Here is a 14,990-nt window from a genome sequence, read left to right on the forward strand (position 1 = left end):
ATAAGTTGTAAATCAGGTTGTAATGTGTTGGGAATAAATAAAAAAACGATGAAATTATTTTTTTAAATTTAAGAATTGTGTGGTAAAAAAATAATTGTATATTTGCATCCTTAAAAATCAATAAATCAATTTGGTATGTATGCAATCGTAGAGATAGCAGGGCAACAATTCAAAGTAAGCAAAGACTTAAAGGTTTATGTTCACCGTTTAGCTAACGAAGAAGGATCAAAAGTTTCTTTTGATAAAGTTCTTTTGTTAGACGATAATGGAAATGTAACTTTAGGCGCCCCAGCTATAGAAGGTGCTTCAGTAGAAGCTAAAGTGTTACAACACTTAAAAGGAGACAAAGTTATCGTTTTCAAAAAGAAAAGAAGAAAAGGATTCAAAAAGAGAAATGGTCACAGACAATATCTTACACAAATTGTAATTGAAGGTATTACTGCGGCAGGTGCTAAAAAAGCGGCTTCTAAAAAAGCAGCAGTTGAAGCAACTACAGAAGAAGTTGAAGCTCCAAAGAAAAAAGTAGCTAAAGCTAAAAAAGAAGATACTCAAGAGTAATAACAATATTAAAACTAAAACATCATGGCTCACAAGAAAGGTGTCGGTAGTTCTAAGAATGGTAGAGAATCAGAATCGAAACGTTTAGGTGTTAAGATTTTTGGTGGACAAGCTGCTATCGCAGGGAACATCATCGTAAGACAAAGAGGTTCAAAACACAATGCTGGTGAAAATGTTTACATCAGTAAAGATCACACACTACATGCAAAAGTAGATGGGATTGTGAAGTTCCAAAAGAAAAGAGATAACAAATCTTATGTTTCTATCCTTCCATTTGAAGTAGAAGCTTAATTGATTTTCTCAATTTATTTAAAAACCCCGTTCTGGAATTCAGAACGGGGTTTTTTGTGTTTAAAAAATATAGTAAGTATCGCAAATAAATATTGCAGGTTTTATTAAGGTTTTTAGAATCATAAAATTAATAGATTGAGCAAACAGTACATGACAGTTAATTAGATTGAATTAGATATTTTAGCTAAGGGTATATTTTAAATTAGAATAAGTTGAATGTTTATAAACAATTGATATGATAAAAACAATAAAGGCAATAGTATTTGTTAGTATGTGTACGGTTTATTCTTTAAATGCACAAGTGAATAATTGGCGAGCTAAATGGATAACTGATTCTGTTGCACAAAACACACCAAATTCATGGTATAATTTTCGAAAAGATTTTTCTTTAAAGAAGGTACCGGTTAATGCAGTAGCCAAAATTGCGGTAGATAGTAAGTATTGGTTGTGGATTAATGGTAGAATGGTTGTTTTTGAAGGAGGTATTAAACGTGGGCCTAATCCCAAAGATACCTATTATGATGAGGTAAATATTGCCCCTTATTTACAAGAAGGGAAGAATAATATTTCTGTTTTGGCATGGTACTTTGGAAAAGATGGCTATTCTCATAAAAGTAGTGGGAAGTTTGGTTTTATTTTCGAATGTGTAAATTCACAAATAAATATACTTAGTGATAATAGTTGGCAAGTTCTAGAAAATAGTGCTTATGGGAGATGTCCTGAGCCGTTTCCAAACAGTAGGCTTGTTGAGTCAAGCATTCGTTATGATGCGAGAAAAGATTTAGGATTATGGTATAAGCAAGAATTTGATGATGCTAAATGGCATAAAGCTGTAGTCCTTGGAACTCCTCCGATGTTGCCATGGAATAATCTTGTTTTACGCCCAATTCCTTTATTCAAGGATTTTGGATTAAAATCATATAATAATAATTTAAAATTCCCAATCGAATGTAAAAGTGATACTATTATTGTATGCCAATTACCAGCAAATCTTCAAATTACTCCCTATTTAAAAGTAGAAGCTCTTGATGGGCAATTGATAGATATTAGAACAGACAATTTTAAAGGAGGTGGAGATTATAATATGTATGCACAATACATAACCCGAAATGGGCAACAAGAATATGAAAGTTATGGATGGATAAATGGTCATAAAGTTATTTACTCCATTCCAAAAGGGGTTAAGGTTCTTGATCTAGAGTATAGACAGACAGGATATAATACCGAGTTTAAAGGTGATTTCACAAGTTCTGACGTTTTTTTAAATTTGCTTTGGAAAAAATCTTTGCGCACATTATATATTACTATGCGCGATTCTTACATGGATTGTCCAGATAGAGAACGTGCACAATGGTGGGGTGATGTGGTTAGTGAATCTGGTGAAGCCTTTTATGCCTTAGATACTAAAAGTCATTTACTCTTAAAAAAAGGAATGTATGAACTAATTGGATGGCAAAGGCAGGACAGCACTTTGTTCTCTCCCGTGCCGGCTGGTAGTTGGGATAAAGAGTTGCCGACTCAAATGCTTACTAGTATTGGTTATTATGGCTTTTGGAATTATTATTTGAACACCGCGGATAAGAAAACCATTGCCGACTTATACGATGGAGTTAGGAAATATTTAAAAGTATGGAAAATCAATGATAAAGGAACTTTGATTTTACGTAATGGTGGTTGGACATGGGGTGATTGGGGGGCTAATAAAGATATGGAATTGATATTTAATACCACATATTACATGGCATTAAAAGGAGTATTAAATATGGCAAAAGTACTAGATAAACCAAATGACGTAGCAGAATATAGGAAAGAAATGGATCATTTAAAAGTCGCTTTTAATAAAAGTTTTTGGACGGGAACAGCTTATAGAGATCCTAATTATAAGGAAAAAACAGATGATCGTGCACAAGCTTTAGCAGTAGTTTCTGGACTAGCAGATGCTGATAAATATCCTGCTATTTTCAAAGTTTTACAAGAAGAAGAACACGCTAGTCCTTACATGGAAAAATATGTTGTTGAGGCTCTCTTTCAAATGGGATATGATAAATATGCTATAGAACGAATGAAAAAACGTTTTGCTAATATGGTTAATAATACCGATTATACTACGCTTTTTGAAGGTTGGGGAATAGGAAGTGAAGGATTTGGTGGAGGAACAACAAACCACGCTTGGAGTGGTGGTGGATTAACAATATTGTCACAATATGTTTGTGGTATTGCCCCAATTGAACCTGGTTATTCTCTTTTTCAAATTGTTCCACAACCAGCAGGGTTAGATGAGGCATCAGCAACTGTGCAATCTGTTAAAGGAGAAATCAAGAGTTCCTTTGTGAACAAAGATAATGTGTTTGAGTTATTAGTTGAAGTGCCTCAAGGAACCAAAGCTGTTATAGGATTGCCTAATTATGGATTTAATTTAATTACTGCAAATGGTAAAAAAGTTTGGCAAAAAGGTAGCTTTTTATCTAATAAAAAAGCAGTAGAATATAAGGATAATTCAAAAAGCCATATTAAGTTTATTGTTAATGGAGGGAGATGGAAATTTAAAGCTAATATTTAAAGGATCTATTCACGCTTATATTTATTCAATCTTTACTTGAATATTAATAACAAATCCCCTTGCTTAATAAAACAAGGGGATTTGTTGTCTAAAATTGAATTAATAATTGCGTTTGATTAATCCATCATTCTTTGGCCACCACCGCCAAAGCCTTCAGGACGTTCGCCTCTGTCCATTCCTTCCATATTTCGGTTGTTTCTTCCCGGAGGTCTTTTCATACCTGAGAAGTTTTGGATTTTATAAGTAAGAGAGAACATAGCATAACGTTTTAAAACGGTGTTTTCGTTATCAGTTACAGCAGTAGCCGAAATACTTCTTGAAATACTTTGGTTCTGATTCAATAAGTCATACACTTTTACTTTGGCAACAAAGGTTTTGTTTAAAAAAGAGTATGATAAACTGGTATTCCATAAGTAATAACTTGGATTATTAGAATTATAAGTGTATCCAAAATCGTTACCCCAAATCCAGTTCGTTGGCCAGTAACTGGTAGTTTGAAGGTTTAGTCTGTGGACTACATTTGATCTGGATTTAAGTCTGCTAATATCGTATTCAGTTTCATTATAAGAAAAATTATAAGAAGGAGCGACAGTGAAAAATTCACCATAATCATAGTTTAGATAGATTCTAGGGGAGAATCCGATTGATTTGGCTCCGTATAAAACCATATTGGTAAATCCTTTTTCAAATCTGTAATTAATGCTTAAAGCCACACCGTAACGCAATAAATTAGATTCCTGTTTGATAGATCTGTTCCAGCTACCGCCTCCTGACAGAGCGTAAGTTCCTGAGATGTTTTCATAGGAAGTTCTGCGGCTGTTATCAGGGTTGTAAACAGCAGTGCTAATAATGTCGTTATTGTTCAAATTTCCATTCAGGAAGAGATTATAACCGGAACGGGTTTGGAAATTAAAGTTTCTATAGTTAATGCTGGCACTGTGTGTTTCAGTAGGCAGTAAATCAGGGTTTCCTGTAACTGTATTTAAGGTATTAGATACGTTTTGGATAGGAAGTAATTGATTAGCTGAAGGAAGAGATTGGTCGTAGTTGTATCTTAGAATGAAAAATTTCGAACGATCTATTCTATATCTAATTTGAGCATTTCCGTTAGGCAGGACATATTTCTTATTTAAATCAGTTGCTTCTCCTTTGTAAAAAGCATGATTGTCGTATTGTAAAATAGAAGTTGAGGAATTGATGTCAAATGTGAATTTGTTTTTTTGCAAACGAATACCGGCTTTTGGAACAAAGCTGTTTTGTTTTGAAGTTAAATATGTAGTTTGATCTTGATTTAAGTTGGTATAAACATCAGTGTCATTAACATCGTCAAAGGTCTTGTTATCGTTGATGTTGTTTTGTAAGTTGTATTCCATACCAATTTTAAAACGAATAGAATCGGTTACAGGTTCGGTATATTCAATTTCGGCAGAATAAGAGTCGCTAATGCTGTTGTTTTTAGAGTTTTGGTCTCTGTATATATTTCTGTTTAATATTCCGTTAATGTCGTAGAAATTCGTATTTGATTCAGTGAAATTATTCGAATTAGAGTTGCTGTTACTGTTGTTAAATACAAAACTTAAATTCCTTGCTTTTTTTTCGAAAGATTTGTTAAAGTTAATAGAGTTGCTAAAACTATTTGATTCGTTTCTGCTGGAGGATTTGGAATGAGCATCGTTTGCTGCTTTGCCGGTAGTTATGTTAGTACTGTTGCTATTGGATTCGGGATTACTTTCAGATACGGAAGTATTGAATTTTGGAGCTACAAATAATCGTATTGTTGGTGATATTTTGTACTCTAGTTCAATATTTGCTCTGTTGCTGGTGTTTCTGCTATCTGTTTTGGAATCAGAAATTGTATTGTAAAAATTACCGTCAGGTCTTAGTTCGGTTGAGTTAGAGTGGTTTTTGTTTTCGGTATGTGTATCTGAATAATTATAACTGGCATTGGTTTGAAAATCTTTGAATAATTCGTCAGAATAGTTAAATCCTAATAGATTAGATCTTGTAATACCGTTGGCCTGACTTCTGTTTACAGTTGTTCCGCGACTGTTTCTTCCGCCTCCCATATTGTCAAAAACTTCATCCTGAGAAAATCCCTGAGCATTGATATTGTTAGATGAACCTAGAAGGGTTATTTTTCTATTGTTGTTAAAATGGTTTACAATGAAACTCGATTCATAGCGATCATCAGTACCATATCCGGCAAGGAATTTACCAAAATAACCTTTGTTTTTATCGTCGTCTATAGTTAAGTTAATGCTTGAATTATCGGAAGCAGCCTGGTCTTTGGAATACTCTTCTTTTTTTGTTTTATAATCAGAGACCTGAACCTTGTTGATGATTTCGGCAGGTAAATTTTTTAAAGCCATAGCTCCGTCACGGTCAAAGAAAGGTTTGCCGTTTACTAGAACCTGCGTTACTTCTTTACCATTTACAGTGATTTTTCCATCACTGTCCACTTCAAAACCGGGAAGTGTTTTTAATAATGTTTCTACGTTTGAATCCGGACGAACTTTAAATAAAGACGCTTTAAATTCTATTGTGTCGTTTTTAATTCGGATAGGAGGTTCTTCGCCTTTTATGGTCACTTCCTTAAGTGTGTTTACCGATTCGGCAAGATAGATATTGTTGAAATCTTTATTAGAGGTAATGTCTTTTTGTTCTTCAGCAAAAGTTTCAAACCCCATGTAAGTTACTTTTAAAAACACGGGTTTTTCATTTTTTTTAACGGCAAAATTAAAATTTCCGTTTTTATCGGTTAAAGTATATTCCAGTACAGTGGAATCTTTTACTGTTGTCAGATAAACCGTTGCTGATTCCAGAGGAAGTTGGTTGTTAATGTTAAGTACTTTCCCTTTTAAGGTATAACTGGTTTGCGCCGAAGCGTAAAAGGAAAAAGTTAGTACAAACAAAAATGATAAATATTTACACATAATAAATTGGTTAAAGTCAACGTAAGATGTTAAATAACTCTAAAGGTTTAATCAGTAAGTGTAAAATTTATATTTATTGTTGTTTGATAGGTTGTTTGGAGTGTTTTGGAATCAAAAATTATCAGCTTGCAATTTGTTTAGTATTTTTAAGTAAATTTGTTTAAACAATTGAAAAGATGGGGCTTACTAATTCTCAAATAAATATCATAAAAGATTTTTTTTCGAAACAACCCGTTTTGAAAGCGTATCTTTTTGGTTCTTATGGAAGAGGGAATGAAAATAAGGACAGTGATATTGATTTGTTGGTTGAATTAGATTACAGTCAACCCATTGGTTTAGAATTTATTCAAATGAAATTAGATTTACAAAATTTGCTTTCCAAAAAGGTTGATTTAGTATCTGCACGAGGGCTTTCAAAATACATTCAGCCTATTTTGGATAAAGAAAAAAAGCTAATTTATGCAAGATAGGTTAGGAGATAAAGTTAGGTTGCTTCATATTATTGATGCCATAAACGAAATTGAAAGTTATATACAAAACGTCGATTTTGATCATTTTGTCAAAAATTCCATGATGTTTAATGCCAGTTTACGTCAACTTGAAATAATTGGCGAAGCCAGTAATCGTTTGTCTGAAAAACTGTTAAATGATAATTCTGCTATTCCTTGGGCAAGAATTATTGGGCTTCGAAATCTTGTTATTCATGAATATTTTGGTATTGATGATTTAACTATTTGGAATGTCATTAAAATCAATTTACCAGAATTGAAAGAGAAAATTTCGACTTTGCTGAGTAATATTGACTAATTCAATTTCGAAGATTATTTGCGATATTTGTTCTTCATATAATTTTCCTTTTTTATAATTGCCCCATCTTTAGAATAAAATTCCCAAATACTATCTTTTACCCAATCGTAACCATTATTTATATAATATTCCTTTCTTTCTAGTTTCAAATTTGAGTAGGTATATTCAATTCGTTTATATTTTAATCCGTTTTTTTCATATTCCGATGAAGAATTAATATGTGAGGTTGGTGAAATAGAATGCCAAATAATATGAAAAATAAAGAATGGTAATGGAGTTGAAAAACCTAAAACTATTTTTTCTAAATAATTAGTTATTTTAATTTTATCAGTCCGAATATAAATTGCGATTGATATTCCGGCTATAATCCAAAATATAGGAAAAATAAACAAATAACCCAACGAACTACTTTTATCTTGATTTATATTATTAACAAAAAATAATGTAATTACATTATAAAAAAGAGCAAATACTAATAAAATAGGAATATTTTGGTATTTGTTTTCAATGTTCATAAGTTTTTTTATTCAAATATAGCATATTTTTAAGCTTTAGATTTAAGAGCTTTTGAAAATCTTAAATAACAAAAAACCCTCACATTTCTGCAAGGGTTCTATCTTAATACTTGATACTAATTTCTTAATACTAATATCTGTAATATTCCGGTTTGAATGGTCCTTCAACTTCAACTCCAATGTAAGCTGCCTGATCCGGACGTAAAGTTTCTAATTCAACACCTAATTTAGCCAAGTGTAAACTAGCCACTTTTTCATCTAAATGTTTAGGCAACATATAAACTTCATTTTTGTAAGCAACACTGTTTTTCCACAATTCGATTTGAGCCAAAGTTTGGTTTGTGAAAGAGTTAGACATTACAAAAGATGGGTGACCTGTAGCACAACCTAAGTTTACTAAACGACCTTCAGCCAAGATAATGATATCTTTTCCGTTGATAGTATATTTGTCAACCTGAGGTTTGATTTCGATTTTTGAATCACCGTGGTTTTTGTTTAACCAGGCCATGTCAATTTCGTTATCAAAGTGTCCGATGTTACAAACGATAGTTTTGTCTTTCATTTGTTCGAAGTGCTCACCAAGAACGATATCTTTATTTCCTGTAGTAGTAATGATGATGTCAGCATTTGCAATTACAGTGTTTAATTTCTTCACTTCAAAACCGTCCATTGCAGCTTGTAAAGCACAAATTGGGTCGATTTCAGTAACAGTTACGATAGAACCAGCACCTCTAAAAGAAGCAGCAGTTCCTTTACCTACGTCACCGTATCCACAAACAATTACTCTTTTACCAGCTAACATGATATCTGTAGCACGACGTACCGCATCTACAGCCGATTCTTTACATCCGTATTTGTTGTCAAATTTAGATTTAGTTACAGAGTCATTTACGTTAATTGCAGGCATTGGCAATGTTCCGTTTTTCATTCTTTCATACAATCTGTGAACTCCTGTTGTAGTTTCTTCAGATAATCCTTTGATTCCAGGAACTAATTCAGGGAAACGGTCGATAACCATATTTGTTAAATCTCCACCGTCATCAAGAATCATGTTCAATGGTTTTCTTTCTTCACCAAAGAATAATGTTTGTTCAATACACCAGTCAAATGATTCTTCGTCAAGACCTTTCCAGGCATAAACCTGAATTCCTGCAGCAGCAATAGCAGCAGCAGCCTGATCCTGAGTAGAGAAAATGTTACATGAAGACCAGGTAACTTCAGCTCCTAAAGCTATCAAAGTTTCAATTAAAACTGCAGTTTGGATAGTCATGTGTAAACATCCGGCAATACGGGCACCTTTAAGAGGCTGTTCGTCTTTATATTCTGCGCGAAGTGCCATTAAACCCGGCATTTCGGCTTCAGCAAGTTCAATTTCTTTTCTTCCCCAAGCTGCCAGAGAAATATCTTTTACTTTGTAAGCCACATAAGGCGTAGTTGTAGTACTCATTTATAGTATATTTGTAATTATAAATTTTTTGCAAAATTACACAATAACTTTAGAATTAAACTAATTTCTAAAATATTTATGAAATGTTTAATGTCTTAATCTTTTGAATATTAACTAAATAATTTTACTTTAGTCTAAGCTATTTGTTTTTTAGAAGCTATTCCCGTTATCCGCTTTATCTTTTACTCCTTAAAGAAAGGAGTAAAAGGATGCCGCTACTACCGGGGCTATAAATCAGGTAAATAACATCATGCCTTTATACAAGAAAATACCATTCGATACCAATACACAAATTTACATTTGGAAAATCACAGAATCTTATGAGCAGTTGTTCAGTGAAGTTCGATTAAATCCTGTTTGTCAGGAACGCATTAGTAATATGAAATCCGAAATGCACCAACGCGGATTTCTCAGTGTGCGTAAACTTCTGGAAGAGGCAGGCTATACCGATTTTGATTTGTATTATGATGCATTTGGGAAACCGCATTTACATGATGGGAAGCATATTTCAATCACACATTCGCATCAATTTTCTTCCATAATCATTAGCGATGAGGTCGTTGGGATTGATATCGAATTGCAAAGAGAAAAGATTATTCGCATTGCTGATAAATTTTGTGATGCTGAATTTCAATATTTGAATCGGGAGGAAATTTCAGAATGTATTAAGAAATTAACCGTTATATGGGGAGCAAAAGAAGCTATTTTTAAAATTCGAAACGAGAAAGGAATCAGTTTTAGAGACCACATTGCTATAAATGCATTCGATTTGAGCCAAACAGAAACACTGGCCCATCTTTATTTTGGAGGTTTAAATAAGGAATTCAAAATTTATTTTGAAGAGTTAGAGGGATTTACACTGGTGTATGCTTTAGAAAAGTAAATTAGGTTATAATGCTTCTGTTTTTAAACATGTTAATATGAAAAAAACTTCCCATTCTTCTGGCTCTTTCCTTTAAAAGGGTCACGTTTTCTCCTTCAAAAAGTTCATCCAAGGTTTGAAACCAATGGTTTAACCAAATTCCAAATTCGTTAGCGCTAATTTGACCCTGAAAATGTTCGTCCACTTTATTATGTACATCAATTGGATTGCCTTTGTATTTTCGGATGCCAAATAAATTGGTTTCCCAAAAGTCGGTTAGTTTTTCTAAATGGCTGTCCCAATCGGTAATGAGTTGGTTAAAATAAGGACTAATTTCTTCATCAGCCCTTATTTTATCATAAAATTGATGTATTAAAACCGATATGTCAGCTCTGTTTTCAATATCTTTTTTCATTTATAAATTGTTTATAATGATAAAGATTACGCTGGAAATCATACTTATTAGAACAGCATTGAAAACTACTTTGTGTTTCATTTGTGCTAAAATCGAAGTATTGGCTATCATGCTAATAAAAACCACAATAATAAGTTGAATCATTTGAGTAACCGAAGTTCCATTAGCCAATACTGACATTGCAGCTGCTCCGCCTAAACAGCTTTGTACTAAGATGCTTAATGTAGCTGAAGCAAAATAATTTGTATCAAATTTTTCGAAGGTGTTGTTATAAAGTGTCATAATGATGTATTTTAATAACACAAAATTACAACGCTACCTAGGCAGGATTTTATGATTTAAATCATGTTATCAAATCATCTGTACACTTTTCTGTTAATTATTTTTAAGTCACCTTTTTTTTCAAGTGATTTTATAGCTCTAATAACGGTTTCTACTCTTAAACCGGTTAGGTCGGCTATTTGTTGACGGGTTAGATTAATTAAAAATCCGGCAGCCTCTTTTTTAAAATTCAATTGTGCTATTGAATAATCAATGAGTCTGAGTACTCTGTGTTCAGGATCCTGCGAAGAAATTTCGGCAGCCATAACCGATTTGTAATAGAGTCTTTGGGATAAGTTTTTGATGATATTTAAACTTATCTCAGCATTGTTTTCTAATAATTCGAAGAATTTATTTTTTGTAATTATAATTAACTCGCTGTCAATTACAGCTACCGCATTGGCGGGATAGACCTGGTCGATAAATAGCGGAGGTTCACCAAAACACTGGTTTTCATAGAAAATACCCTGAATGAATTCTTTGCCTTCGTCGTTGTAATTGTTCATTTTTATTTCGCCTGAAATAATTTGGTAATAATGGGTAGGCTGTTTTCCTTCTTCAAAAATAGTGTCGCTATTTTTGAAGGTTTTTATAATCGCACCATATTTTTCGAGCAAAGAAATAGCAATCATAATTAGTAAGTATAGAGTGTTGACAAATATAATTGTTTTGAATATGTCTTTGTAGTTTAAAAACTTTTTACTTTTACGCTCTCATGAAAAAAGAGCAAAATATATATCAGGAAATATGCAAGGCTAAGAAAGAAAAGCAAAAGTTGCTGGCTATTCTTTTAGATCCGGATAAAGTTGTTTGGAGCAATTTGGATAATTTGATTTTAAAAATAAATCAATCTCCGGCAACCCATGTTTTTATAGGTGGTAGTTTGGTTGAGAATTCGATACTTGATGATTTGATTGTGAAAATTAAACAAAGTTGTGCCTTGCCGCTGGTTCTTTTTCCGGGTGATGTTTCCCAGATTTCAACTCACGCTGATGGCATTTTGTTTTTATCTTTATTGTCAGGAAGAAATCCGGATTATTTAATAGGGCATCAGGTAAAAGCAGCACCTATTTTAAAACGGACTCAAATGGAAATCATTTCTACAGGATATATTTTAATAGAAAGCGGAGCAGCAACTGCTGTGGAGCGAGTGAGTCAAACCAAACCTTTGGACAGGGATAATTTCGATTTTGCTGTGGCTACGGCTTTAGCCGGAGAAATGTTGGGGAATAAACTCATTTATCTGGAAGCAGGAAGTGGGGCTCAAAAAGTGGTTCCGTTAGAAATGATTGCTTTGGTTGCTCAAAATGTCGATATTCCTCTTATAGTAGGCGGTGGAATTACGGATAGACTGGGGATTCAAAAAGCCTATCAATCGGGAGCAGATATGGTAGTTATAGGAACGGCTTTTGAAAATAATATGGACTTTTTTAATGAATACTAAATGATAGCGTTTTTTTTCTCCCAATATGCTGGCTATCCTGTTTTGGAAATTATTTTGGAATTAGTGGCTGTTTTTTTTGGATTGGCAAGTGTGTGGTTTGCTAAAAAAGATAATATTTTGGTTTTTCCAACAGGGATAGTGAGTACTTTTATTTATGCCTATTTGCTTTGGAAATGGGAATTGTTGGGTGATTCGATGATAAATGTTTATTATTTTGTTATGAGTATTTATGGTTGGTACCATTGGACTAGGAAAAAAGATGATGTAGTGGAGTTTCCTATTTCGATTGTCGCAAAAAATGAAAAGCTTACAGCAGCTGTTATTTTTGTTTCAACTTTAATTTTTGTGTTTTTAGTTTATCAGTATTTTGATAAATTTATTAACTGGTATAATTATGTAGATACCTTATTGACAGCGTTGTTTTTTGTTGGAATGTGGCTGATGGCAAGAAGAAAGATTGAGAATTGGATTTTTTGGATTGTAGGAGATTTCATTTCAATACCTTTGTATTTTTGTAAAGGTTATACATTTACTAGTTTGCAGTATTTAATTTTTACAATTCTTGCTGTTTACGGTTATTTAGAGTGGAAGAAAATATTGGATAATCAAGAAAAACAGACTGAAGAGACAGTTGTTTTAAAATAATAGGTTTAGTACCTTTTTTAATATTTTATTCCGGGTAGATGAGTGAAATAAAAATTTCAAAATTAGATAAATCAAAATCTTTTGATGATTTAAAAAATATAAAAAGTATGGGGTTGTCAGAACAGGATTTGCAACAAATCAATCAACATGGTGTTTCATTAGATGCAATCAAAAAACAACTTAGTATCTTTAAAAAAGGAATTGCTAAGATGGAATTGCTGGAAGCGGCAACTGTTGGTAATGGAATTTTGAAATTGGCAAATGAAGATTTTGTTGAAAAAGCCCATTTTTTTGACGAACATAAATCCAATTTAAAATTGTTGAAATTTGTTCCAGCTTCAGGAGCTGCAACCCGAATGTTCAAGTTCCTGACTGCTTTTTTGAATGATTTTAATATTGAAAAGGAAACCATCAACGCTTATATTAACAGAAAAAAGGATACTAAGTTGCCTGTTTTTATAGTAGGAATGGAAAAGCTGCCTTTTTTTGAAATGATTTATGAGAAATTAAAAGAAGAGATTAAAGATTTTGACTCATTTTCTCGTGATTATAAAAACTATTATTTCATCAAATTCATGTTGGATGCAAAGTATTTTGATTTTGCTTCCAAACCAAAAGGGATTTTACCTTTTCATAAATATGCCACAAGAATTGCATGTCCGATAGAAGAACATTTGTACGAATGCGGTTATTATTCCAGTGCAAATGGAAAGTCGTATTTGCATTTTACGGTTTCAGAATCGCATCAAGTTGAATTTGAAAAAATTATTGATGACGTAAAAACCAATGTTGAAAAAGAAACGCAGACAAGTATTGAGGTAAGTTATTCTTATCAGGATAAAAGTACGGATACCATTGCGGTTAATATGAATGACAAAGCTTTCAGAACTGAAGATGGAAAGCTGCTTTTCAGACCCGGAGGACATGGAGCTTTGATTGGTAATTTGAACCGTTTGGACGCAGATGTTATTTTTATTAAAAACATCGACAATGTGATTTTACACAATAACGAAACCATTGCGCTGTATAAGAAAGCCTTATCCGGAATCCTTTTAGAATTACAGCAGGAAATTTTTGCCTGTTTGAATGTGATGGATTTATATGATGTCAATGATGTTCAAATCGATGAGATTAAAGTTTTTTTAAAAAATAAATTGAATGTTTCTGTAAAAGCAGACTTTGATTTGTATACTTCCGAGAATAAAATAAAGGTGTTGAGAGATATTCTAAACAGACCAATCAGAGTTTGTGGAATGGTAATCAACGAAGGGGAGCCTGGCGGTGGACCTTTTTGGGTGAAAAATGGAGGAAAAGGAGCATCGTTACAAATTGTTGAATCTTCGCAAGTGGATTTAACCAATAAAAAACAGGCTAAAATTATGGCAAATGCCACGCATTTTAATCCGGTAGATTTGGTTTGTGCAACCAAAAATTATAAAAACGAAAAGTTTGATTTACATCAGTTTGTAGATGAAAATGCTGGTTTTATAGTAGAGAAAAATCATTTAGGCAAAGATATTAAAGGTTATGAGTTGCCTGGTTTGTGGAACGGAGCTATGGCAAATTGGTTAACTGTTTTTGTTGAAGTGCCTTTGATTACTTTTAATCCGGTGAAAACGGTCAATGATTTATTGAAAGAAGCACATCAGTCGTTGTAGAAATGGAAATTCAAAAAATCATATCGGAGTTACAATACAAAGCTGTCAGAAGCAGTGGAGCCGGAGGGCAAAATGTCAATAAGGTTTCGTCTAAAGTGTTATTGTCATTCGATTTGAAAAATTCTTTGGGTTTGTCGGAGGAAGAAAAAGTATTGCTGGAGAAAAATCTTTCTTCAAGGTTAACTTCAGATTCAATTTTGATTTTAAATTGTGATGAAGATCGAAGCCAACTTAAAAATAAGGAAATTGTAACCAAGCGTTTTTTGGAATTGATTAGAAAAGGACTGATTGTTCCTAAAATCAGAAAGGCTACAAAAGTTCCAAAATCAGTGATTAAAAAGCGAATTAAAGACAAAAAGAATCTTTCGGACTTAAAACAATCGCGTAAAAAACCAAATTTGGATTGAATTTTAAATTTGATTTTTGTAATTACTGTTGATTTTTGTAATTGAAATTTTTAACATTATCTTTGCACTGTCTCAAAGGGGTGCTCAAAATAACGAGCTGAGATCATACCCAACGAACCTGAGCGAG

At 32.9% G+C, this 14,990-nt stretch carries 16 protein-coding genes; 10 read left to right on the top strand and 6 right to left on the bottom strand.

Going from position 1 to position 14,990, the window contains the following annotated elements; genetic code table 11:
- Nucleotides 1–135 precede the first annotated feature (135 nt).
- From rplU to BLR17_RS04700, 3 genes are all read left to right on the top strand, one after another.
- On the top strand, nucleotides 136–558 hold the full coding sequence (gene rplU / locus BLR17_RS04690; RefSeq protein WP_066327266.1) for a 50S ribosomal protein L21: 423 nt from the start codon (nucleotides 136–138) through the stop codon (nucleotides 556–558).
- Between the two features lie 24 nt (nucleotides 559–582).
- On the top strand, nucleotides 583–849 hold the full coding sequence (rpmA, locus tag BLR17_RS04695) for a 50S ribosomal protein L27 (protein ID WP_066327265.1): 267 nt from the start codon (nucleotides 583–585) through the stop codon (nucleotides 847–849).
- A 235-nt stretch (nucleotides 850–1,084) separates the two neighbouring features.
- The gene (locus BLR17_RS04700) at nucleotides 1,085–3,409 is read left to right on the top strand and encodes an alpha-L-rhamnosidase-related protein (protein WP_083189297.1); all 2,325 of its coding nucleotides are present in this window, start codon (nucleotides 1,085–1,087) and stop codon (nucleotides 3,407–3,409) included.
- A gap of 116 nt (nucleotides 3,410–3,525) precedes the next feature.
- Here the strand turns inward: BLR17_RS04700 and BLR17_RS04705 are convergent, their stop codons facing one another.
- Entirely contained in the window at nucleotides 3,526–6,342 is a 2,817-nt protein-coding gene (locus BLR17_RS04705; RefSeq protein WP_066327264.1) for an outer membrane beta-barrel protein, read from the bottom strand.
- A 176-nt stretch (nucleotides 6,343–6,518) separates the two neighbouring features.
- On the opposite strand from BLR17_RS04705, the gene BLR17_RS04710 reads away from it, so the two are divergent.
- Both BLR17_RS04710 and BLR17_RS04715 read left to right on the top strand, forming a co-directional pair.
- Nucleotides 6,519–6,812 (top strand): nucleotidyltransferase family protein, encoded by a 294-nt coding sequence (locus tag BLR17_RS04710; protein ID WP_066327261.1) that lies wholly within the window; start codon nucleotides 6,519–6,521, stop codon nucleotides 6,810–6,812.
- Nucleotides 6,802–7,149: a HepT-like ribonuclease domain-containing protein gene (locus BLR17_RS04715; protein WP_066327260.1), complete on the top strand. Its 348-nt coding sequence runs from the start codon at nucleotides 6,802–6,804 to the stop codon at nucleotides 7,147–7,149. Before BLR17_RS04710 ends, BLR17_RS04715 begins: the two co-directional genes overlap by 11 nt.
- Nucleotides 7,150–7,163: 14 nt before the next feature.
- Here BLR17_RS04715 and BLR17_RS04720 read toward each other — a convergent pair whose 3' ends face one another.
- Both BLR17_RS04720 and ahcY read right to left on the bottom strand, forming a co-directional pair.
- Entirely contained in the window at nucleotides 7,164–7,664 is a 501-nt protein-coding gene (locus BLR17_RS04720; protein WP_066327254.1) for a hypothetical protein, read from the bottom strand.
- A gap of 130 nt (nucleotides 7,665–7,794) precedes the next feature.
- On the bottom strand, nucleotides 7,795–9,111 hold the full coding sequence (gene ahcY / locus BLR17_RS04725) for an adenosylhomocysteinase (protein WP_066327252.1): 1,317 nt from the start codon (nucleotides 9,109–9,111) through the stop codon (nucleotides 7,795–7,797).
- 250 nt (nucleotides 9,112–9,361) lie between these two features.
- Between ahcY and BLR17_RS04730 the strand changes: the two genes are divergently transcribed.
- Nucleotides 9,362–9,994 carry a 4'-phosphopantetheinyl transferase family protein gene (locus BLR17_RS04730; protein ID WP_066327249.1) on the top strand — a complete coding sequence of 211 codons (633 nt, stop codon included), beginning with the start codon at nucleotides 9,362–9,364 and terminating at the stop codon, nucleotides 9,992–9,994.
- Between the two features lies 1 nt (nucleotide 9,995).
- On the opposite strand, the gene BLR17_RS04735 is transcribed toward BLR17_RS04730, so the two are convergent.
- The 3 genes from BLR17_RS04735 to BLR17_RS04745 all read right to left on the bottom strand — a co-directional run bounded on the left by BLR17_RS04735 (nucleotide 9,996) and on the right by BLR17_RS04745 (nucleotide 11,341).
- Complete coding sequence (locus tag BLR17_RS04735) at nucleotides 9,996–10,388, bottom strand: group III truncated hemoglobin (RefSeq protein ID WP_066327246.1); 393 nt, start codon at nucleotides 10,386–10,388, stop codon at nucleotides 9,996–9,998.
- Entirely contained in the window at nucleotides 10,389–10,670 is a 282-nt protein-coding gene (locus BLR17_RS04740; RefSeq protein ID WP_066327244.1) for a hypothetical protein, read from the bottom strand.
- Nucleotides 10,671–10,744: 74 nt separating this feature from the next.
- Entirely contained in the window at nucleotides 10,745–11,341 is a 597-nt protein-coding gene (locus BLR17_RS04745) for a Crp/Fnr family transcriptional regulator (protein WP_066327239.1), read from the bottom strand.
- A gap of 83 nt (nucleotides 11,342–11,424) precedes the next feature.
- Between BLR17_RS04745 and BLR17_RS04750 the strand changes: the two genes are divergently transcribed.
- From BLR17_RS04750 to arfB, 4 genes are read left to right on the top strand one after another with little or no spacing between them, the layout of a single operon-like run.
- Nucleotides 11,425–12,153, top strand: coding sequence for a phosphoglycerol geranylgeranyltransferase (locus BLR17_RS04750; RefSeq protein WP_066327236.1), 729 nt, complete (start codon nucleotides 11,425–11,427; stop codon nucleotides 12,151–12,153).
- Complete coding sequence (gene pnuC / locus BLR17_RS04755) at nucleotides 12,154–12,798, top strand: nicotinamide riboside transporter PnuC (protein ID WP_066327233.1); 645 nt, start codon at nucleotides 12,154–12,156, stop codon at nucleotides 12,796–12,798. It abuts the gene before it with no gap.
- Between the two features lie 38 nt (nucleotides 12,799–12,836).
- Nucleotides 12,837–14,456 (top strand): DUF4301 family protein, encoded by a 1,620-nt coding sequence (locus BLR17_RS04760; RefSeq protein ID WP_083189294.1) that lies wholly within the window; start codon nucleotides 12,837–12,839, stop codon nucleotides 14,454–14,456.
- 2 nt (nucleotides 14,457–14,458) lie between these two features.
- Complete coding sequence (gene arfB / locus BLR17_RS04765) at nucleotides 14,459–14,863, top strand: alternative ribosome rescue aminoacyl-tRNA hydrolase ArfB (RefSeq protein WP_066327229.1); 405 nt, start codon at nucleotides 14,459–14,461, stop codon at nucleotides 14,861–14,863.
- Nucleotides 14,864–14,990: the final 127 nt, after the last annotated feature.

This window comes from Flavobacterium glycines (genome assembly GCF_900100165.1).
In the GTDB taxonomy this organism is placed as follows: Bacteria; Bacteroidota; Bacteroidia; order Flavobacteriales; family Flavobacteriaceae; genus Flavobacterium; species Flavobacterium glycines.

Coding starts and splice junctions, on each gene's coding strand:
- BLR17_RS04715 (WP_066327260.1), top strand. CDS start 6,802: ATGCAAGATAGGTTAGGAGATAAAGTTAGGTTGCTTCATATTATTGAT.
- BLR17_RS04705 (WP_066327264.1), bottom strand. CDS start 6,342: ATGTGTAAATATTTATCATTTTTGTTTGTACTAACTTTTTCCTTTTAC.
- rplU (WP_066327266.1), top strand. CDS start 136: ATGTATGCAATCGTAGAGATAGCAGGGCAACAATTCAAAGTAAGCAAA.
- BLR17_RS04700 (WP_083189297.1), top strand. CDS start 1,085: ATGATAAAAACAATAAAGGCAATAGTATTTGTTAGTATGTGTACGGTT.
- BLR17_RS04735 (WP_066327246.1), bottom strand. CDS start 10,388: ATGAAAAAAGATATTGAAAACAGAGCTGACATATCGGTTTTAATACAT.
- BLR17_RS04750 (WP_066327236.1), top strand. CDS start 11,425: ATGAAAAAAGAGCAAAATATATATCAGGAAATATGCAAGGCTAAGAAA.
- BLR17_RS04740 (WP_066327244.1), bottom strand. CDS start 10,670: ATGACACTTTATAACAACACCTTCGAAAAATTTGATACAAATTATTTT.
- arfB (WP_066327229.1), top strand. CDS start 14,459: ATGGAAATTCAAAAAATCATATCGGAGTTACAATACAAAGCTGTCAGA.
- ahcY (WP_066327252.1), bottom strand. CDS start 9,111: ATGAGTACTACAACTACGCCTTATGTGGCTTACAAAGTAAAAGATATT.
- pnuC (WP_066327233.1), top strand. CDS start 12,154: ATGATAGCGTTTTTTTTCTCCCAATATGCTGGCTATCCTGTTTTGGAA.
- BLR17_RS04760 (WP_083189294.1), top strand. CDS start 12,837: ATGAGTGAAATAAAAATTTCAAAATTAGATAAATCAAAATCTTTTGAT.
- BLR17_RS04720 (WP_066327254.1), bottom strand. CDS start 7,664: ATGAACATTGAAAACAAATACCAAAATATTCCTATTTTATTAGTATTT.
- BLR17_RS04730 (WP_066327249.1), top strand. CDS start 9,362: ATGCCTTTATACAAGAAAATACCATTCGATACCAATACACAAATTTAC.
- BLR17_RS04710 (WP_066327261.1), top strand. CDS start 6,519: ATGGGGCTTACTAATTCTCAAATAAATATCATAAAAGATTTTTTTTCG.
- BLR17_RS04745 (WP_066327239.1), bottom strand. CDS start 11,341: ATGATTGCTATTTCTTTGCTCGAAAAATATGGTGCGATTATAAAAACC.
- rpmA (WP_066327265.1), top strand. CDS start 583: ATGGCTCACAAGAAAGGTGTCGGTAGTTCTAAGAATGGTAGAGAATCA.